Annotated in this window: 23 protein-coding genes; 13 read left to right on the plus strand and 10 right to left on the minus strand. The window is 71.2% G+C overall.

Annotated elements, in window-relative coordinates; all coding sequences use genetic code 11:
- The 5 genes from AB0J53_RS41795 to AB0J53_RS41815 all read left to right on the plus strand — a co-directional run bounded on the left by AB0J53_RS41795 (position 1) and on the right by AB0J53_RS41815 (position 4,085).
- Positions 1 to 876 carry a sugar ABC transporter permease gene (locus AB0J53_RS41795; RefSeq protein ID WP_357582883.1) on the plus strand — a complete coding sequence of 292 codons (876 nt, stop codon included), beginning with the start codon at positions 1 to 3 and terminating at the stop codon, positions 874 to 876.
- Entirely contained in the window at positions 873 to 1,706 is an 834-nt protein-coding gene (locus tag AB0J53_RS41800) for a carbohydrate ABC transporter permease (RefSeq protein WP_364183013.1), read from the plus strand. The genes AB0J53_RS41795 and AB0J53_RS41800 overlap by 4 nt, the downstream gene beginning before the upstream one ends.
- A gap of 1 nt (position 1,707) precedes the next feature.
- Complete coding sequence (locus AB0J53_RS41805) at positions 1,708 to 2,523, plus strand: TIM barrel protein (protein ID WP_364183016.1); 816 nt, start codon at positions 1,708 to 1,710, stop codon at positions 2,521 to 2,523.
- A gap of 70 nt (positions 2,524 to 2,593) precedes the next feature.
- Positions 2,594 to 3,205 carry an RNA polymerase sigma factor gene (locus AB0J53_RS41810; protein WP_219504320.1) on the plus strand — a complete coding sequence of 204 codons (612 nt, stop codon included), beginning with the start codon at positions 2,594 to 2,596 and terminating at the stop codon, positions 3,203 to 3,205.
- Position 3,206: 1 nt separating this feature from the next.
- Positions 3,207 to 4,085 carry a CU044_5270 family protein gene (locus AB0J53_RS41815; RefSeq protein ID WP_364183178.1) on the plus strand — a complete coding sequence of 293 codons (879 nt, stop codon included), beginning with the start codon at positions 3,207 to 3,209 and terminating at the stop codon, positions 4,083 to 4,085.
- Between the two features lie 3 nt (positions 4,086 to 4,088).
- Here AB0J53_RS41815 and AB0J53_RS41820 read toward each other — a convergent pair whose 3' ends face one another.
- From AB0J53_RS41820 to AB0J53_RS41830, 3 genes are read right to left on the minus strand one after another with little or no spacing between them, the layout of a single operon-like run.
- A complete protein-coding gene (locus AB0J53_RS41820; protein WP_364183019.1) occupies positions 4,089 to 4,697 on the minus strand; it encodes a response regulator transcription factor in 609 nt (202 codons plus the stop codon).
- A 58-nt stretch (positions 4,698 to 4,755) separates the two neighbouring features.
- Positions 4,756 to 5,958 carry a HAMP domain-containing sensor histidine kinase gene (locus AB0J53_RS41825; protein WP_219504314.1) on the minus strand — a complete coding sequence of 401 codons (1,203 nt, stop codon included), beginning with the start codon at positions 5,956 to 5,958 and terminating at the stop codon, positions 4,756 to 4,758.
- Entirely contained in the window at positions 5,955 to 6,611 is a 657-nt protein-coding gene (locus tag AB0J53_RS41830) for a response regulator transcription factor (protein ID WP_357582891.1), read from the minus strand. The genes AB0J53_RS41825 and AB0J53_RS41830 overlap by 4 nt, the downstream gene beginning before the upstream one ends.
- 155 nt (positions 6,612 to 6,766) lie before the next feature.
- On the opposite strand from AB0J53_RS41830, the gene AB0J53_RS41835 reads away from it, so the two are divergent.
- Genes AB0J53_RS41835 through AB0J53_RS41850 form a run of 4 tightly spaced genes read left to right on the plus strand, consistent with a single transcriptional unit; the run spans position 6,767 to position 10,270 of the window.
- Positions 6,767 to 7,258 (plus strand): hypothetical protein, encoded by a 492-nt coding sequence (locus AB0J53_RS41835; RefSeq protein WP_364183022.1) that lies wholly within the window; start codon positions 6,767 to 6,769, stop codon positions 7,256 to 7,258.
- Positions 7,258 to 8,391, plus strand: coding sequence for a peptidoglycan-binding protein (locus tag AB0J53_RS41840; RefSeq protein WP_364183025.1), 1,134 nt, complete (start codon positions 7,258 to 7,260; stop codon positions 8,389 to 8,391). The genes AB0J53_RS41835 and AB0J53_RS41840 overlap by 1 nt, the downstream gene beginning before the upstream one ends.
- Positions 8,388 to 9,071: an ABC transporter ATP-binding protein gene (locus AB0J53_RS41845; protein ID WP_364183028.1), complete on the plus strand. Its 684-nt coding sequence runs from the start codon at positions 8,388 to 8,390 to the stop codon at positions 9,069 to 9,071. Before AB0J53_RS41840 ends, AB0J53_RS41845 begins: the two co-directional genes overlap by 4 nt.
- Positions 9,068 to 10,270, plus strand: coding sequence for an ABC transporter permease (locus tag AB0J53_RS41850; RefSeq protein WP_364183031.1), 1,203 nt, complete (start codon positions 9,068 to 9,070; stop codon positions 10,268 to 10,270). Before AB0J53_RS41845 ends, AB0J53_RS41850 begins: the two co-directional genes overlap by 4 nt.
- A gap of 226 nt (positions 10,271 to 10,496) precedes the next feature.
- Here AB0J53_RS41850 and AB0J53_RS41855 read toward each other — a convergent pair whose 3' ends face one another.
- Both AB0J53_RS41855 and AB0J53_RS41860 read right to left on the minus strand, forming a co-directional pair.
- Positions 10,497 to 10,907 carry a hypothetical protein gene (locus AB0J53_RS41855; RefSeq protein WP_364183034.1) on the minus strand — a complete coding sequence of 137 codons (411 nt, stop codon included), beginning with the start codon at positions 10,905 to 10,907 and terminating at the stop codon, positions 10,497 to 10,499.
- Positions 10,908 to 10,982: 75 nt separating this feature from the next.
- Complete coding sequence (locus AB0J53_RS41860; RefSeq protein WP_364183037.1) at positions 10,983 to 11,195, minus strand: DUF397 domain-containing protein; 213 nt, start codon at positions 11,193 to 11,195, stop codon at positions 10,983 to 10,985.
- 143 nt (positions 11,196 to 11,338) lie between these two features.
- Here AB0J53_RS41860 and AB0J53_RS41865 point away from each other — a divergent pair, with 143 nt between their 5' ends.
- Entirely contained in the window at positions 11,339 to 11,602 is a 264-nt protein-coding gene (locus AB0J53_RS41865) for a winged helix-turn-helix domain-containing protein (protein ID WP_357583687.1), read from the plus strand.
- A gap of 21 nt (positions 11,603 to 11,623) precedes the next feature.
- On the opposite strand, the gene AB0J53_RS41870 is transcribed toward AB0J53_RS41865, so the two are convergent.
- The 4 genes from AB0J53_RS41870 to AB0J53_RS41885 form a co-directional block, all read right to left on the minus strand.
- Positions 11,624 to 12,310 carry a hypothetical protein gene (locus AB0J53_RS41870; protein ID WP_364183040.1) on the minus strand — a complete coding sequence of 229 codons (687 nt, stop codon included), beginning with the start codon at positions 12,308 to 12,310 and terminating at the stop codon, positions 11,624 to 11,626.
- Between the two features lie 50 nt (positions 12,311 to 12,360).
- Positions 12,361 to 13,503, minus strand: coding sequence for a Dyp-type peroxidase (locus AB0J53_RS41875; protein WP_364183043.1), 1,143 nt, complete (start codon positions 13,501 to 13,503; stop codon positions 12,361 to 12,363).
- Positions 13,503 to 14,024 (minus strand): copper chaperone PCu(A)C, encoded by a 522-nt coding sequence (locus tag AB0J53_RS41880; RefSeq protein WP_364183046.1) that lies wholly within the window; start codon positions 14,022 to 14,024, stop codon positions 13,503 to 13,505. The genes AB0J53_RS41875 and AB0J53_RS41880 overlap by 1 nt, the downstream gene beginning before the upstream one ends.
- Positions 14,025 to 14,095: 71 nt before the next feature.
- Positions 14,096 to 14,650, minus strand: coding sequence for an MFS transporter (locus AB0J53_RS41885; protein WP_364183048.1), 555 nt, complete (start codon positions 14,648 to 14,650; stop codon positions 14,096 to 14,098).
- Positions 14,651 to 14,798: 148 nt separating this feature from the next.
- On the opposite strand from AB0J53_RS41885, the gene AB0J53_RS41890 reads away from it, so the two are divergent.
- Together AB0J53_RS41890 and AB0J53_RS41895 are read left to right on the plus strand one after the other, a co-directional pair.
- On the plus strand, positions 14,799 to 15,479 hold the full coding sequence (locus AB0J53_RS41890; protein WP_364183051.1) for a hypothetical protein: 681 nt from the start codon (positions 14,799 to 14,801) through the stop codon (positions 15,477 to 15,479).
- Between the two features lie 87 nt (positions 15,480 to 15,566).
- Positions 15,567 to 16,085, plus strand: coding sequence for a universal stress protein (locus tag AB0J53_RS41895; protein ID WP_357582910.1), 519 nt, complete (start codon positions 15,567 to 15,569; stop codon positions 16,083 to 16,085).
- Positions 16,086 to 16,090: 5 nt separating this feature from the next.
- On the opposite strand, the gene AB0J53_RS41900 is transcribed toward AB0J53_RS41895, so the two are convergent.
- Entirely contained in the window at positions 16,091 to 16,297 is a 207-nt protein-coding gene (locus AB0J53_RS41900; RefSeq protein WP_364183055.1) for a heavy metal-associated domain-containing protein, read from the minus strand.
- 227 nt (positions 16,298 to 16,524) lie between these two features.
- Here AB0J53_RS41900 and AB0J53_RS41905 point away from each other — a divergent pair, with 227 nt between their 5' ends.
- Positions 16,525 to 16,644, plus strand: a complete 120-nt coding sequence (locus AB0J53_RS41905) for a DLW-39 family protein (protein WP_013130296.1) — start codon at positions 16,525 to 16,527, stop codon at positions 16,642 to 16,644.
- Positions 16,645 to 16,651 lie beyond the last annotated feature (7 nt).

The raw sequence follows: 16,651 nt of genomic DNA on the forward strand, positions 1-16,651 counted from the left end.
GTGCGCGCCATCATCCGCCTGACCTGGGTCGTCCCCGCGCTCGTCCTCGTCGGCGTGTTCGTCTACCTGCCGCTGGTGCAGAACTTCGGCTTCAGCACGCTGGAGTGGGACATCTACAGCGGCAGCCGCGAATACGTCGGCCTGGACAACTACCGCAAACTCGTCGGCGACCCGGTCTTCTGGTCCTCCTTCGGCAACAACCTGCTCTACGCGGCGATCTCCGTCGCCGTCCAGGTGTTCGGCGCGCTCGTGCTGGCCGCGCTCATCGAGAGCGTCCGCTCCGAGCGGTGGCGGCGCGGCCTGCGGGTGGTCTACTTCATCCCGTCGGCGATCTCCCTGACGGTCGCGGGCCTGCTGTTCTACTTCCTGTACGAGCCCAACCTCGGCGTGCTCAACCACGCGCTGGAGGCCGCCGGGCTCGGCCATCTGGCCCAGGCGTGGCTCGGCCAGGAGGACACCGCCATGCTCGCCGTCATCGCGATGAGCCAGTGGCAGGGGTTCGGCTACTCGACGCTGCTGTTCGCGGTGGCGATCCAGCGCATCCCGTCGGAGATCTACGGGGCCGCCGCCATCGACGGGACCGGGCCGGTGCGCCGCTTCTTCAGCGTGACGCTGCCGCTGGTGCGGGAGATGACCGGGCTGATGACCATGGTCACGATCTCGGGCGCGTTCCAGGTGTTCAACGAGGTCATGGTGATGACCGGCGGCGGGCCGGACAACTCCACCCAGGTGCTGGGGACGTGGCTGTACCGCAGCGGGTTCGTGCGCAACGACTTCGGCTACGCGGCGGCGATCGCGACCGTGCTGTTCGTGATCACGCTCGCGGTGGCGCTGGCGCAGCTCTGGGTGACCAGCAGGAGAAGGGTGGAGTGGTGAGCCGGCTGAGCTTCGCGGGCGCGCTCGCGCGCGTCTTCATGTGGGCGTTCCTGCTCGCGCTCGTGGTGGTCGTGGTCTATCCCCTGCTGTGGATGGTGCTCAACGGGTTCAAGACCAACGCCGAGCTGTTCGGCGACCCGTTCGCGCTGCCGGTGGACTGGAGCTTCGCCAACTACGCCAAGGCGTGGAATCGGGGCGTGAGCGGCTATCTCACCACGAGCGTGCTGGTGACCGTGACCTCGACGGTCGCCACCGTGTTCGTCAGCGCGTGGGCCGCCTACGGGCTGACGCGGGTGGACATCCCGCTCAACAAGGTGTTCACCGGGCTGATCCTCGGCGGGCTGATGCTGGCCCCGACCGTGGCGCTGGTGCCGCTGGTCAAGATGTTCCAGTCGATGGGGCTCTACAACAGCTTCTGGGCGCTGCTGATCCTCTACACGGCGTTCCGGATCCCGTTCACGACCTTCCTCATCCGCGCGTACATGATCGACCTGCCGCGCGAGGTGGACGAGGCGGCGGAGATGGACGGGGCCAGGAGGTGGACCGCGTTCTGGCGGATCATCCTGCCGATGTGCAAGCCGATCATCACCTCGGTCGTGCTGCTGCAGATCCTGTTCACCTGGAACGAGTACCTGTTCGCGATGGTGTTCACCAGCGGCAGCGGCGTGCAGACGCTGCCCGTCGGGCTGACCAGCCTGATGAGCAAGCACGGGACGGAGTTCCCCGTCGTGTTCGCCGGGATGGTCATCGCGGCGGTGCCGGTGGTGCTCTTGTTCCTTTTCGGTCAGCGTTACATCGTCAAAGGACTGGCGGACGGGATTGGGAAATAGCGTGAACATCACCGGATCGAACTTCTCCTACCAGCACCTGCCGTTCGAGCGGTTCCTCGACGACGCGGCCGGCCTCGGCCGGACCGAGCTGGAGCTGTGGGGGATCGCGCCGCACCTGCACGTGCCCCGGGCGAGCGACGCCGAGGCGCGGGCGATCCGGCGGCAGGCCGAGTCGCGCGGGCTGCGGGTGCGCTGCCTGACTCCCGAGCAGGTGATGTACCCGGTCAACGTGGCCTCGCCGGTGACCTGGCTGCGGGCCGAGAGCGTCGCGATGTTCCGCCGCGCCGCCGAGCTGTGTGTGGAGCTCGGGGCCGAGCTGCTGCTGCTCACGCCGGGGCGCGGGTTCGAGGACGAGCCGGTCGAGGCCGCCTGGCGGCGCTCGGTCGACGCCGTCGGCGAGATCGCCGCCTACGCGGGCGCGCTGGGCGTCACGTGCGTGCTCGAACCGCTCCAGCGGGTGGAGTCCAACCTGGTCAACGACTCACGCACGCTGGCCAGGATGCTGGACGAGATCGGCGCGCCGAACCTGGGGGCGGTGCTCGACACCGTCGGCATGGCGACGGCGGGGGAGAACGTGGACGACTACTTCGACGCGCTCGGCGACCGGGTCCGTCACGTGCACCTGATCGACGGGAGCCCCGCCGGGCACCTGGCCTGGGGTGACGGGGAGCTGCCGCTGGGCGACTACCTGGAGGCGCTGGGCCGCCGGGGGTACGGCGGGGCGATGACGTTCGAGCTGTTCGGCGACGGGTCCTACGCCTTCGATCCGCGCCCGGTGGTGGAACGCTGCCTGGAGGCCGTCCGTACTTTTTCGTGAAAAAGCGGGAACCGTGACCGCGCGGGGTGGCAATCACTCATGTCAGTGTCCACCCCGAAAGGTCCTTGAGATGCGACAACAGCGCTCGCCGCTCGCCGAGCCCGGGACGGCCGGTGACGCCGAGGTGATCGCGCGCTCCCGGCACGATCCCGAGGCGTTCGCCGCCCTGTTCACCCGGCACGCGCCCGCGCTCAAGCGGTACGTGGTCCGCCGGCTGGGTGTCGAGGCGGCCGAGGACGTCGTGGCGGAGACGTTCACCGCCGCCTTCCGGCAGCGCGGCACGTACGACCTGACCCGTGCCGACGCGCGGCCCTGGCTGTACGGGATCGCCACCAACCTCATCGGCAGGCACCGCCGCAGCGAGATCTCCCTCTACCGGGCCCTGAGCCGTACGGGGGCGGACCCGGTCGTGGAGCCGTTCACCGATCGCGTCGAGGGCCGGGTGGCCGCCGCCGAGGTGCGCGGCCGGCTGGCCGCCGCGCTCGCGGGCCTGCCCGCCGGGCACCGGGACGCGCTGCTGCTGGTGGCGTGGGGCGAGTTCAGCTACGAGGACGCGGCCAGGTCGCTCGGCGTGGCCGTGGGGACGGTCCGCTCGCGGGTCTTCCGGGCCAGGAAGAAGCTGCGCCGGGCACTGGGCGAGGTCGATCCCACCGCTACGAGCGAGGAGTACGGACGTGGATGAGATGGAGCTGCTCACCCGGCTGCGGGACGAGGTTCCGCGCGACCTGGACGTACGCGCCGAGGAGGCCCGGCTGAGGTCGGCCATGACGGCCGCGGCCGGCGGGGGCGCGCGCCGGCTTCCCCGCTGGCGGCTGGGGGTGGCCCTGGTGGGGGCGTTCGGGCTGGCGGTGGCGGGGTTCGCGGTGCTGCATGACGACGAGCCCGCGGCGAAGCCGCCGCCGCTCACCGCCGCCGCCGTGCTGGAGGACGCCGCACTCGTCGCCGAGAAGTCCGACATGCCGGATATCCGGCCCGACCAGTGGATCTACATGAAGGAGGGCCAGCCGATCCCCGAGCTGCCCGTGTACGAGTCCTGGACCCGGATGGACGGCAAGCTGGCGGCCACCCGCAAGCCCGGCGGCAAGATCAAGATCAGCAAGGCCGAGAAGGGCCCGGCGAACCCCGGCAAGACACAGGCCGAGCTGGAGAGCCTGCCCGACGACCCCGACCGGCTGCTGGCGCACATCCGCACGCTCGCCCCCCGGGCCGGCTCCATCTGCCAGCCGAACTGCCCGCCCGGCACCGAGGACGACGTGAACGCCTTCGGCACGATCCAGTGGTACCTGAAGTTCGGGCCGATCATCCCGCCGCAGAAGGCCGCGGCCATGTTCCGGGCCCTGGGCAGGATCCCGAACGTCCGGATCGAGGAGAACGTCGACGCCGGCTTCGGCCGCAAGGGCCTCGGCGTCGTGCTCGACCTGGGAGAGGCGGGGAAGGGCTACACGATCCTGGACCCCGTCGACTACGACTACCTGGGCTGGAAGGCTGTGCGCGACGGCACGGAGTTCGCGATGCCGGTGCTGGCCACGGCCCTGGTGGACGAGGCCGGCCAGGTGCCCTGACGCTCACAGCCAGCCGCGCTCGTCGGCGATCCGGACCGCCTCGGCCCGGGTGCGCGCTCCCGTCTTGCCGATCGCGGACGACAGATGGTTGCGCACCGTGCCCTCCGACAGGCTGAACCGGCGGGCCAGGTCGGCGACGGTCCCGCCGTCGGCGGCGGCGAGCAGGAGCTCCCGCTCCCGCCAGGTCAGCGGGCAGGGACCGCCGGCCAGCGACTCGGCGGCCAGCACCGGGTCCACCACGCGCAGCCCGGCGTGCACCTTCCTGATCGTCTCGACGAGCGCCTCGGGGGAGACGTCCTTGACCACGAACCCGGCCGCGCCCGACGCCATCGCCCTGCTCAGGTAGCCCGGCCTGCCGAACGTCGTCAGCATGATCACCCGGCAGCCGAGCTCCGTCAGCCCGGCGACCGTGGTCAGGCCGTCCCTGCCGGGCATCTGGATGTCGAGCAGCACCACGTCGGGGCGCAGCCGGCCGGCCGCGGCCAGCGCCTCGTCCCCGTCGGCCGCCTCGCCGACGACCTCCAGGCCGGGCTCCAGCCGCAGCAGCGCGGCCAGCGCGCGGCGCAGCAGCGTCTGGTCGTCGGCGAGCAGCACCTTGATCGCGCTGCGCATGATGATCTCAACATAACCCGGTCGGAATCCCGTGTTAAGGGGCCTCGTCCGGCCGGCGTCACGGCATCCAGGTCGCCGCTCTCGGCAGCGTCGCCGTGATGATCAGCCCGCCGCCCTCGCGCGGGCGCGCCGTCACGTCGCCGCCGTGCGCGCGCGCCACCGACCGGACGATCGACAGGCCCAGCCCGGCGCTCCGCCCCGTCACCAGCCGGTCCCCGCCCAGCTTGCGGAACGGCTTGAACAGCTCCGGGATGTCGTACGGCGGCACGACCGGCCCGGTGTTGACCACGGTCACCGTGACCTGCCCGCCCGACGCGCTCCGGCTCGACACCCTGACCCAGCCGGTGCCGTCGTGCGTGTTGTGCCGGATGCCGTTCTCCACCAGGTTCGTCACCAGGCGTTCGAGGAGCAGCGCGTCACCGCTGGTGGGCGCGGGGAACGCCTCCTCGTGCACCGTCACCTTCTCCTGCGCGGCCTCCGGCGCAGTCTGCCCCACCACGTGCGACACCACGTCGGCCAGGTCGACCGGCGAGCGGTCGGCGATCTCGTGCTCGGCGCGGGCCAGCAGCAGCAGGCCCGAGATGAGCCGCTCGTGCCTGGCGTTGATCTCCAGCAGGCTCTCGCCGAGCTGCTTGACGTCCGCGGAGGCCGTACGCCGGTGCATGGCCAGCTCCACCAGCGCCCGGTTCAGCGTGAGCGGGGTGCGCAGCTCGTGCGAGGCGTTGGCGACGAACCGGCGCTGCCCGTCGAAGGAGTGGGCCAGCCGCTCCACCATCGTGTCGAAGGTGTCGGCCAGCTCCTTGACCTCGTCCCTGGGGCCGTCCAGGGCGATCCGCGCGGCCAGGCCACGGTCGGCGATCGGGGCGGCGGCGATCTGCCGGGCGGTCGCGGTCACCCGGTGCAGCGGCGCCAGCACCCGGCCGGCCACCAGCCAGCCCAGCCCGAACGCCAGCACCCCCACCACGGCCAGCGCGATCAGCCCCTGCACGATCAGCGACGTGAGCGCCGCGCCGCGCAGCTCCTCCTCCTGCTGCCGGATGAGCGCGAGCGACGCCTCCGGGCCGAGCGGCACCCCGTCCACCATGATGCTGAGGAACTTCCTGTTCCCGCTGTCGTCCCGGTCGCCGTACTTGTTCTCGAAGATCCGGGTCACCTCCTGGTTGAACAGCAGGTACGTGACGCCGAGCAGCACCAGCCCGGCCACCAGGAACACCGCGCCGTAGACGACGGTGAGCCGGACCCGTAGCGAGATCGACCTCATGAGATGCGGTATCCGGCGCCCAGCACGGTCTCCACGATCGGCGGGTCGCCGAGCTTGCGGCGCAGCTTGAGGATCGTCAGCCGCACCACGCCCGTGAACGGGTCGGCGTGCTCGTCCCACGCCTTCTCCAGCAGCTGTTCGGTGGACACCACGGCCCCGTCGGCCCGCAGCAGCTCGGCCAGCACCGCGAACTCCTTGTTCGACAGCGGCACGTACCGGTCGTTGCGATAGACCTCGCGGCGGGCCGGATCGAGCGTGATCCCGGCCCGCCGCAGCACCGGCGGCGCGGCCGGGCGCGCCCGCCGCCCCAGCGCGTGCACCCGCGCGGCCAGCTCCACGAACGCGAACGGCTTGGCCAGGTAGTCGTCGGCGCCCAGCGACAGCCCCGTCACCCGGTCGCCGATCTCCCCGGCGGCGGTCAGCATCAGCACCCGCGCCGTCGACTCCGACGCCACCAGCTCCCGGCACACGTCGTCGCCGTGCACGAGCGGCAGGTCCCGGTCCAGGATGACCACGTCGTAGTCGTTGACCGCGATCCGCTCCAGAGCCGCCTCGCCGTCGTGCGCGGTGTCGACCGCGTGCGTCTCGTCCCGCAGCCACTCGGCGATCGCGTCGGCGAGAATCCGCTCGTCCTCCACCACCAGCACGCGCATGCCCATGCCCTTCCGTTGACCTGGGACGATCGTGACGGATGTGATGTTTACTCCCCGTTAGCGCCGACGGAAACAGCGGAGAAACAGCCCGGCCTGTTCTCTTGCGTCTCGACGGCAGGCACCCGACCGGCCGCGCGGAACGAGGAGAACACCGGATGCGAACCCTTGGCGTGATCGCCGTGCTCGCACTGTCACTCACGGCCTGTGGCGCCGACGCCGGCACCGGCGACGGCGTCGCCTCCGTCAGCGGCGGGCAGTCCACCACCAGTGCCCAGCCCAGCCTCGACCCCGGCGCCCAGGGCGTGAAATGGGCGCAGTGCATGCGCGAGAACGGCATCGACATCGAGGACCCCAAGCCCGGCCAGGGCGTCAAGATGACGATGGGCCCCGGCAGCAAGGAGGCCATGGACAAGGCCCAGAAGGCCTGCGAGGACCTGCGGCCCAAGGGCGGCATGGGCGGCAACGGCAACCCGCAGGGCGCCGAGAAGCTCCGCAAGCTCGCCCAGTGCATGCGCGACAACGGCGTCGAGGAGTTCCCCGACCCCGACGGCGGCATGCTCAGGATGACCAAGAACGTCGCCGACGACCCCGACTTCGAAGCCGCCCAGAAGACCTGCCAGATGGACGACACCATGGGAGGTTCTTGATGGGTCCGGCCGCCCTCGACGACCAGACGGGCTCGACGACGGACGCCGACCGGCCCCGCCGCCGCCGCGGCCGGGGGAGGAAGATCACCGGACTGCTCGTCGCCGTCGCCCTCGCCGGCGCGGCGGCGGCCGTGACCGTCCGCATGCTCGACCGCACCGGCGAACCCGCGAGCGCCGCCGCCGCGCTCCCCCCGGCCACCACCCAGATCGCCAAGGAGACCCTGGAGGACACGCTGGAGGCCGACGGCGAACTCGGCTACGGCCCCGCCACCACCGCCGTCAACCGCAAGCCCGGCACCATCACCTGGCTGCCGGACAGCGGCGACACCATCACCCGCGGCCGATCGCTCTACCGCGTCGACAACGATCCGGTCGTCCTCATGTACGGGTCCACGCCCGCGTACCGGGACCTCCGCGACGGCGTCGAGGGCCGAGACGTCGAGAACCTGGAACGCAACCTCAGCAAGCTCGGCTACGACGGCTTCACCGTCGACGACGAGTACACCTACGCCACCGCCGCCGCCGTCATGGAATGGCAGGAGGACCGCGGCCTCGAACAGACCGGCGTGGTCGAGCTCGGCCGGGTCGTGTTCGCCGACGGCAAGGTCCGCGTCGACACGCTGGACGCCCAGGTCGGCCAGCCCGCCTCCCCGGGCCAGAAGGTGCTGTCCTACACCGGCACCACCAAGGTCGTCACCGTCCGGCTCGACGCCGAGGACCAGCGGCTGGCCAAGGAGAAGGCCAAGGTGTCCGTCACGCTGCCCGACGGCCGCACCGCGCGCGGCAGGGTCACCGAGGTCGCCACCGTCATCGTGCCGGGGGAGGGCAACCAGGACCCGGAAACCAAGATCGAAGCGCTCGTCACGCTCGACGCCAAGGACAGGAAGAAGGCCGCCGGCCTCGACAACGCCGCCGTCGACGTCACCTTCACCGCCGACAAGCGCGAGAACGTCCTCACCGTGCCCATCGCCTCACTCGTCGCCCTGCGCGAAGGCGGCTTCGGCGTCGAGATCGTCGAGGGCGCCACCACCCGGTACGTCGCCGTCGAGACCGGCCTGTTCTCCGGCGGGCGCGTCGAGATCGAAGGCGAGGGCCTGGCCGAAGGCATGACCGTGGGGACGGCCGCCTCATGATCTCCCTGACCGACGTGAGCAAGACCTACCCCGGCGGCGTCACCGCGCTGGCGTCCGTCTCCCTGGAGATCCGGCACGGCGAGCTCGTCGCCATCGTCGGCCCGTCCGGGTCCGGCAAGTCCACGATGCTCAACACCATCGGCACCCTCGACCGGCCCACCAGCGGGACCGTGCGCATCGACGGCCACGACGTGTCCACGCTGTCGGACAACCAGCTCTCCGCGCTGCGCGGCACCCGTATCGGCTTCGTCTTCCAGCACTTCCACCTGGCCGCCAGGGTCCCCGCGCTGGACAACGTCGCCGACGGCCTCCTCTACAGCGGCCTGCCCCTCGCCGAACGCCGCCGCCGCGCCCGCGCCGCCCTCGACCGCGTCGGCCTCGGCCACCGCATCGACCACGAGCCCCACGAACTGTCCGGCGGCGAACGCCAGCGCGTCGCCATCGCCCGCGCCGCCGCCGCCGACCCGCCGCTCCTGCTCGCCGACGAACCCACCGGCGCCCTCGACTCCGTCTCCGGCGCCGGCGTCATGGAACTGCTGCACGACCTGCACGCCGCCGGCACCACCATCGTGATCATCACCCACGACCGGGAGATCGCCGGCGGCCTGCCCCGGCAGGTACGCATGCGCGACGGCCGCATCGTCGCCGACTCCGCCGCGCTCACCGGAGCCACCAGATGACCGCCCCCCTCACCGTGGCCAGGATGCGCCCCCGCGACGTGATGCGCGTCGGCGCCGTCGGCCTGCGCACCCGCCCCCTGCGCGCCTTCCTGTCGGCACTCGGCATCGCCATCGGCATCGCCGCCATGATCGGCGTCGTCGGCATCTCCTCCTCGTCCGGCGCCGAACTCGACCGCCAGCTCTCCGCCCTCGGCACCAACCTCCTCACCGTCTCCTCCGGGCAGACCATCATGGGCGAACAGGCCAAGATGCCCGTCGACGCCGAAGCCATGATCGAACGCATCGGCCCCGTCCAGGCCGTCTCCGCCATGGGCGAGATCCCCGAAGCCAAGGTCTACCGGTCCGAACAGATCCCCGCCGCCCAGACCGGCGGCCTCGCCGCCTACGCCGCCCGCCTCGACCTGCCCCAGGTCCTCGGCGCCACCCTGCGCAGCGGCACCTGGCTCAACGCCGCCACCCACACCTACCCCGCCGTCGTCCTCGGCGCCACCGCCGCCCAACGGCTCGGCATCACCGCCGCCGGCCCCGACGCCCAGGTCGTCATCGGCGGCGAACGCTTCACCGTCGTCGGCATCCTCCACCCCGTCGCCCTCGCCGCCGACCTCGACACCGGCGCCCTCGTCGGCTGGCCCGCCGCCGAACGCATCCTCGACTACGACGGCCACCCGACCACCCTCTACACGCGCGTCGACGAAAACCGGATGGAGGCCGTACGGTCGGTCCTCGCCGGCACCGCCAACCCCGAGGCGTCCAACGAGATCGACATCTCCCGGCCCTCCGACGCGCTGGCGGCCAAACAGGCTACGGAGCAGGCGTTCACCGGGTTGCTCCTGGGTGTGGGCGCGGTGGCCCTCATCGTGGGCGGGGTGGGGGTGGCCAACACCATGGTCATCTCAGTGCTGGAACGGCGCTCGGAGATCGGGCTGCGCAGGTCGCTCGGGGCTACCCGGGGGCAGATCCGGACCCAGTTCCTCGCCGAATCGCTGCTGCTGTCGGCGATGGGCGGGGTGGGAGGCGTGTGCATCGGGGCGGTGGTGACCGTGGGATACGCCATGTACGAGGGGTGGCCCAGCGTCATTCCGGCCGAGGCCACGGCGGGCGGGTTGGCGGCGACGCTGGTGATCGGGGCGGTGGCGGGGCTCTACCCGGCCATCAGGGCGTCACGCCTGTCGCCTACGGAGGCCCTGGCGGCCCCTTGACGCCACCCGTTGGCGGTGCTCGCTGTCTGCCCCCAACCCACCCGTTGACCGTCTGAGGGGTGGGGCCCGCCCTGGCGAGCGGGCTTCGCCGTCGGCGCTGTCGCGCCTGGGGGCTCAGGCGTTCGTTCCCAGTCGGGCCACGGGGCCCGACCCCTGGCGGTCCTCGCTTCGCTCGGGCTGCCTGCCAGGACGGGCGCCTGGCGGCGCCCGAGCTCCAGGGGGCCGATCACCGGGCGTGGAGACGGGATGGGCATGGATGGGTGACGTGGCGGTTAGGGCAGCAGATCAGGCCGATCGTGACGAACCGGCCGCCGTGCAGCCACTCACCCCATTGCACGTCAACGCCGCGAGGCAGCAGGTCGCGAGCAATCGCCAGTCGATCCTCCAGCGGGAGACCCTCGGGCCGCAGCAGAGTGTTACGCACCTGGCCATACTCCGAGCCAAGCCAGGACATCGCCGCGTCGATGTTGTCGAACGTCGCTCGGATCTGTGCGGCGGGTTTGGCGAGCCAGTCACCGGTCCGCATCGGTGACAGCATCGACGTGGAGAAGCCAGGCGAACTGGGCCGTCGCTCGGACTCGTTGCCGCGGTCGGCTCCGGCGCCGATCCACTGATAGGCGTGCCAATGCATGCTCAACAGCGCTCCCGGTAATGTGTGGGTGGCGGCCCCTGCTTGCTTCGATCAGGCAGGGACCGCCTATTCCGGAGATGCCTAGAGCATGGCCAGGCCGGCCGCGCGAAGCTCGTCACCGGTGAACCGGAGTGTTCCGGCATCCGGGTTCTTCGAGTCGCGCAGGGCGTAGGCGTCGTCAGCGCCGGGAATCCGAGCGATCAGGACGCAGGTGTCCATCTCCTCCTCTTGCTGGTTGCCGCCGCACATCTTGGTGAACGGCACCTCTCCGAGGGGCTCGCCGTACAGATCCATCACTTCATCTCCTCCGCCTTTCGTTCCTTGGGTGGCACGAACTTTAACCACGCCTATACCTACCTGTCTAGTCCTATCCCCTGCATGACCTGTACTGTTGTGTATATGTCCGTAAGTCAATGTCGGTCTAAGGTCTGCCTGTGATGTTGCCTGACGCGCCCTGGACGGAAGAGGACTGGAACCCTGAGCTTTACCGGTACGAGCAGATAGCCGAATGGGTCACGGCAGGCATCCGAAACGGCACCTACCCGCCGCGTACCGTCCTGTCGGAAGTGCAGCTCCAGAGCTATTTCGGCGTTGGCCGTGACACCATCCGCAAGGCGTTCGCCATCCTCCGCGAACGCGACCTGATCATCACCAAGCCTGGCCGAGGGTCCGTCGTCCGCCGTGCCCACGCCGGATCGTGAACCGATTCCCGTAGCCGGAGTTCACCGGGACTTGAGCCGTTCGACCAGTTCGGTCACCGTGGCGGACTCCAGCCAGGCCGGTCCGCCGTGGTCGAGCCGGTCCATCCCGCCCACCAGGACCCCCAGCGCGGCATCCTCCAGGACCACCCCCTGCGGCGGCATGGACATGATCCTCGCCCCCTCCGGCAGCGGATCGCCCGGCTTCACGATGTTCCCGAGCGGGGGACGCGGGTCGCCGAACAGCACGACCTTCGTCCCCGGGGGAATCGCGCGCCGGTAGTCGGTGACGTCCTTCGCGGGCAGCCAGTCCGCTGCGGCCCTGGCGGCATCCCTGACCACCGCGCCCTGGTCGAACCCGGCGAACACGTACGAGCCGGCCGTGGCGCCCTTCACCGGATCGGTGACCCGCACCCGCATGAGCATCAGGTAGTCCAGCGGCCCGCCAGGGTAGGTCGCAGCCGCCGGCCCCTGCTGCCAGTCGTCGACGACCCCGCCGACCACCGTCCCCTCCTGGGCGGCCAGCGCTTCGGGCGTCTCCACGGCCGGGTAGTCGGCCCAGGACGTGATCAGGGAGACGTCCAGGGACGAGTGCTCGATCCGGGCGCGGTAGCGCAGCACGTCCTCCGCCGTCACCTCGCGCTCGCCACCGCCGCACCCGGACACCGCGAGCGGGAGCGCCAGGAGCACCGCCATGATCACCCGGTTCACGGGCACCACTATGCCGTGGCCCGCACCAGGCGGCACGGGCCACGGCCGGGTCATGACAGCAGCCTGTCCCCGATCCAGCCGTCGGCCGTGCAGCCGGGCGGGACGGCGAACACGGCCGAGCCGATCGTCGTCACCCATTCGTTGAGCAGGTCCCCCTCCGCCAGCCGCTGCTGGACGGGGACGAACTGCCGCTCCACGTCCGCCTGGTAGGAGGCGAACAGCAGCCCGGAATCCGAGGTCCCGTCCGCGCTGATCCCTTCGTCGTAGTTGTACGGTCTGCGCAGGATGCGGAGGCTGGGATCGGCGGTACGGGCCCGCCTGATGTGCGCGTACTCGGAGATGACCGGGAAGCCGAACCCGTTCAGCCGGTCGAAGTCGGGCTCGTCGTGCTCGGCCCGGCCGGTCAGCGGGGCGCCGGTGTCGAGGCGGCGGCCGATGGTGAACTCCCTGGCCACCCGGTCGGCGGCGTCCCAGGTCTCCAGGTTCATGCGGATGCGCCGGAAGACGAGCGTGGTGCCGCCGCGCAGCCATTCCGGGCCGTCGGTGATCCAGACGGCCTTGTCCAGGTCCGTCGGGTTCACGGTGCCGTCGAGCTGGCCCATCAGGTTGCGTTGCGTGACGCCCGGCGCTCCGGCGGAGCTGCGGAAGCCGCGCTGCGTCCACCGGACCCGGGCGAAGGACCGCGCGTCCTTGACGATCATCCGCAGGGCGTGGGCGACCGTCAGGTTGTCGTCGGCGCAGATCTGCGCCAGCAGGTCGCCGCCGTTCCACCGCTTGTCCAGCTTGTCCGTCTCGAACGCGGGCAGCGGCCGCAGGGGCGACTCCGCCTTCGCCGCCTTGAACAGTCCCGGCCCGAACCCGAACGTCACGGTCAGCCGTGCCGGACCGGCGGCCAGCTCGGGCTCGGTGTCGGCCAATGCGGGCTGCCCCTGGGTGAGGCGGCGGGCGTCGTCGGTCAGCAGCGGCAGCAGCCGGGTCAGCGCCTCCCTGTCGGTGCCTGGCAGCAGGTCGAAGGCCACGAACACGGCGTGCGCCTGCGGAGCCGTCGCCACCCCGGCCTGGTGCGTCCCGTGGAACGCCTCCACCCCGGAGCCCGCCGACGCCTGGGCGCTGCCGCCCACAGCGGCGGCGGCAGTGGCGGCGGCGGTGGCGGCCCCGGCCACGAACAGCCCACGCCGGCTGATCCCGGACATCAGTGCTCCATGCCGGGCTGGTAGTCCTCCTTGCCACCGGCGAAGTCCTTGCCGATGGCGGTGAACTCCAGCGGCGCCCCGCCCGTCACGGTGAGCGTGAACGGGATCCGCGCGCCCGGCTTCACCTCTTCGGTGACGCCCATGAGCATGATGTGGTCGCCGCCGGGCCGCAGCTCGTGCTTGCCACCGGCCGGGACGACGAACCCGCCCTCCTTCGGACGCATCACCATCTTCCCTCCCGAGTCGACCACCTCGTGGAGCTCGATCGTGGGCGAGAGCGGCGAGGCCCCGGCGGTGACGGTCAGGTCGGCGCCGGTGTGGTTGACGAGGGTCCCGAAGGCGGCGGTCATGCCCTTCTTGACCGTCTTCACCCAGGGATCGGTAATGGTCAGCCCCTGGGCCGCGGGGACGGCGGCGGCGGTGGACCCTTGGGTCGCGGTGGCCGTGGTGCTCTCGGTGGCGGCGCCGCACCCGCTCAACGCCACGACGGCAGCCAGCAGGAGCGCAGGACGAACGTACATCGGACATGCCTTTCTTCACCCTGTGACGCGCGCGTACGGCATGCACAGGGTGTGGATCGTCGGAAGGAGAATCAGTGGGTTCCGACGACCCGGGGCGGCCCGCGCAGGCTGACGACGTGCCGCAGAACGGCCGAACGCAGCACCGGCGGCTCGACCGTACGAGGGGCGGAGAAAGGAGTGTCGAGCACCGGCAGCAGCACGGCGAGCAGCCGCGTGACCAGCCGCCGCAGCAGCCCCCACAGGGCCGCCTCGCCGCGCGCCAGCCAGAGCGCGGTCAGCGCGGTCGCCCACCCGTGGGCGACCAGCATGCCGAGGCCGGGCACCAGCCCGGAGGAGGAGGCATGCGCGACGTGCGCCACCGCCTCGGCCGCCGACCCGGCGTGCGCCAGCGAGAACAGCACGTGCAGCACGGCCTGCGCCGTGCCCAGCAAGGGCATGATCACGTACGCGCCGCGCTCGCGCCCCGCGACGGGCAGCGCCAGGCAGAACGCCGCCGCGAACCCCGCCACCAGGGCGGACCCGGTCACGTTCCCGCCGCCGAACACGTGCGCCACCACGCCCAGCCCGAGGCACACCCCGGCGAACACCGCGGTGCGGATCAGGCGGAACGGCAGGCTTGAAGACACGATGTCGCCATCATGACACGCCCGCCCGCCGCCCGTCCGCCGAGGGATTGCCCCGGCACGAGCCCCGACGAGCTCGGTACGGCCCAGCTCGTCGAGATCTTCCTGCACGGCGCTCTGAAGGAGGGGAGCGCTGCTTAAATGACCCCCAATGCCGAAATTTCCTGACCTGCCGTCATTCGCCGCGGCCATCGCGCCCGTCATCGACGCGGTCCACGTCAACGTGCACGCCTCCGCCCGCCGTCCCCCCGACGGGCTCCTGAACGACCTCCGCTACGTCCTCCCGCTCCGCCCCGTCACCCGTGACGACCTCGCCACCGTCTACCGGTACGGCGACGCCGGCGAACGCGAGCGGGACCTCCGGGCCCACCTCCACGAGGGCGCCCTCACCGAGCAGGACGGCGTACTGCGCCTCACCGACCAGGGCCTGACGGCCGTCCACGACCTCTACGCCGCGCACGCGGCCGCCGTGACCCGCATCTGGCCGGACGTGACCGGCCCCGCCATCCTGGTGGGCCGGGTGCTCGACGAGGCAAGACGCGACCCGGGCGGCGCCCTCGCCGTCATGGCCCCGCCGTACGAACCGGACGGAACCCCCTCCGGCGTGCTCCTGTTCAACCGCCTGGCCGCGCTCCGCTACCACCGCGCCGACTGTCACGCCGCGTCCTGGCAGGCCGAAGGGCTCACGGCGGCCGAGATCGTCGCCCTCCGCCCCGGCCCGCTGCGCGACCGCGTCGAGTCCGGTACGAACCGCCGCGCCGCCCGCCCGTACGCGACGCTCACGGAGCAGGAACGCGCCACTCTTTACGACGACTTGCTCAACCTGGTCTAGGAGTAAAGAGGTTCGCGATTCCCACCTCCCGGTAACGGGCTGGAGGGAGCAATATGGTCGGGTACCTCAACCACCCGAGGGAGGGGCGTGGTGGATCAGGACCTGCCTGGCGGCCCGAGGCTGATCGTGGGAGTGGACGAGTCCCCGGCCTCGCGCTGGGCGCTGGCCTGGTCGATCGGCGTGGCCAGGCTCCACCGCATGGCGCTGGTCGCCGTGCACGTCAGCCGGGCTCCCGTGCATCCGTTCCCCGAGGCGCTGCCCGTGCAGCACGCCGTCAGACAGGGGGAGGAGGCCCGCTGCGCGGAGGTGGTGGCGGGCGTGTTCGACGACGTGGCGGGCGGTGTGCCCGACGACCTCACCGTCGCCATGCTGGCCAGGGTGGGCGACCCCGGCTATCACCTCGTCGACCTGGCGGGCGAGGGTGATCTGCTGGTGCTCGGCCGGGGCAGGCGCGGGCTGATCAGCAGGATGTTCCTGCCCTCGACCAGCATGTACTGCGCGCGGCACGCCCGTACGACCGTCGTGATCGTACGGCAGCCGACACCGCCGGACGACGCGCCGCTCTCCGGCGACCGCGCCCGGCGGTTCTTCGGCCGCCGGCACTGAGCCGCCTACCCGGCCAGCTCGTAACCGGCCTCTTCGACGGCCTTGCTGATGTCGGACCGGTCGACGGGGGCGTCGCTGACCACGGTCAGCAGGCCGCTCGCCAGGTCGACTTCGACGGACGTGACGCCGGCGACCTCCTCGACCTCCTCCTTGACCGAACTCACGCAGTGGCCGCAGGTCATGCCGTTCACGGTGAAGGTGGCGGTGCTCATGTCGTGCTCCTTCGTAAACTCGTGCTGTCTGCTCTGCAGACTCTAACACCCTACCCCCCTGGGGTATGCCCGACGGAGGGGACTTTCTTCCTCGCGCACTCACCCGCCGCATTTGGCATGATCCAACTGATGGGTACGTAGGACCGCTGCCATCACTTGCTAGGCTGCAAGTCAACCGTTGGGTCTCACCCCGGCAGGTGAGACCGTCGAAGAAGTGGGGTCACACCGTGAAGAAGCTGCTTGTTCTGGCGCTGGTCGCCCTTGGGGGGTTGCTGATCTGGCGCAAGGTGCAGGCTGACCGCGCCGAGCTCGATCTGTGGACCGAGGCGACCGGTAGCGAGAACTAACCGACCG

This window comes from Nonomuraea sp. NPDC049725 (assembly GCF_040674795.1).
Taxonomy (GTDB): Bacteria; Actinomycetota; Actinomycetes; order Streptosporangiales; family Streptosporangiaceae; genus Nonomuraea; species Nonomuraea ceibae.

What these genes read in the sequence shown, in the direction of transcription:
- AB0J53_RS41810 (WP_219504320.1), top strand. Translation starts at nt 2,594, where the DNA reads ATGCGACAACAGCGCTCGCCGCTCGCCGAGCCCGGGACGGCCGGTGAC.
- AB0J53_RS41815 (WP_364183178.1), top strand. Translation starts at nt 3,207, where the DNA reads ATGGAGCTGCTCACCCGGCTGCGGGACGAGGTTCCGCGCGACCTGGAC.
- AB0J53_RS41820 (WP_364183019.1), bottom strand. Translation starts at nt 4,697, where the DNA reads ATGCGCAGCGCGATCAAGGTGCTGCTCGCCGACGACCAGACGCTGCTG.
- AB0J53_RS41825 (WP_219504314.1), bottom strand. Translation starts at nt 5,958, where the DNA reads ATGAGGTCGATCTCGCTACGGGTCCGGCTCACCGTCGTCTACGGCGCG.
- AB0J53_RS41830 (WP_357582891.1), bottom strand. Translation starts at nt 6,611, where the DNA reads ATGCGCGTGCTGGTGGTGGAGGACGAGCGGATTCTCGCCGACGCGATC.
- AB0J53_RS41835 (WP_364183022.1), top strand. Translation starts at nt 6,767, where the DNA reads ATGCGAACCCTTGGCGTGATCGCCGTGCTCGCACTGTCACTCACGGCC.
- AB0J53_RS41840 (WP_364183025.1), top strand. Translation starts at nt 7,258, where the DNA reads ATGGGTCCGGCCGCCCTCGACGACCAGACGGGCTCGACGACGGACGCC.
- AB0J53_RS41845 (WP_364183028.1), top strand. Translation starts at nt 8,388, where the DNA reads ATGATCTCCCTGACCGACGTGAGCAAGACCTACCCCGGCGGCGTCACC.
- AB0J53_RS41850 (WP_364183031.1), top strand. Translation starts at nt 9,068, where the DNA reads ATGACCGCCCCCCTCACCGTGGCCAGGATGCGCCCCCGCGACGTGATG.
- AB0J53_RS41860 (WP_364183037.1), bottom strand. Translation starts at nt 11,195, where the DNA reads ATGGATCTGTACGGCGAGCCCCTCGGAGAGGTGCCGTTCACCAAGATG.
- AB0J53_RS41865 (WP_357583687.1), top strand. Translation starts at nt 11,339, where the DNA reads ATGTTGCCTGACGCGCCCTGGACGGAAGAGGACTGGAACCCTGAGCTT.
- AB0J53_RS41875 (WP_364183043.1), bottom strand. Translation starts at nt 13,503, where the DNA reads ATGTCCGGGATCAGCCGGCGTGGGCTGTTCGTGGCCGGGGCCGCCACC.
- AB0J53_RS41880 (WP_364183046.1), bottom strand. Translation starts at nt 14,024, where the DNA reads ATGTACGTTCGTCCTGCGCTCCTGCTGGCTGCCGTCGTGGCGTTGAGC.
- AB0J53_RS41890 (WP_364183051.1), top strand. Translation starts at nt 14,799, where the DNA reads ATGCCGAAATTTCCTGACCTGCCGTCATTCGCCGCGGCCATCGCGCCC.
- AB0J53_RS41900 (WP_364183055.1), bottom strand. Translation starts at nt 16,297, where the DNA reads ATGAGCACCGCCACCTTCACCGTGAACGGCATGACCTGCGGCCACTGC.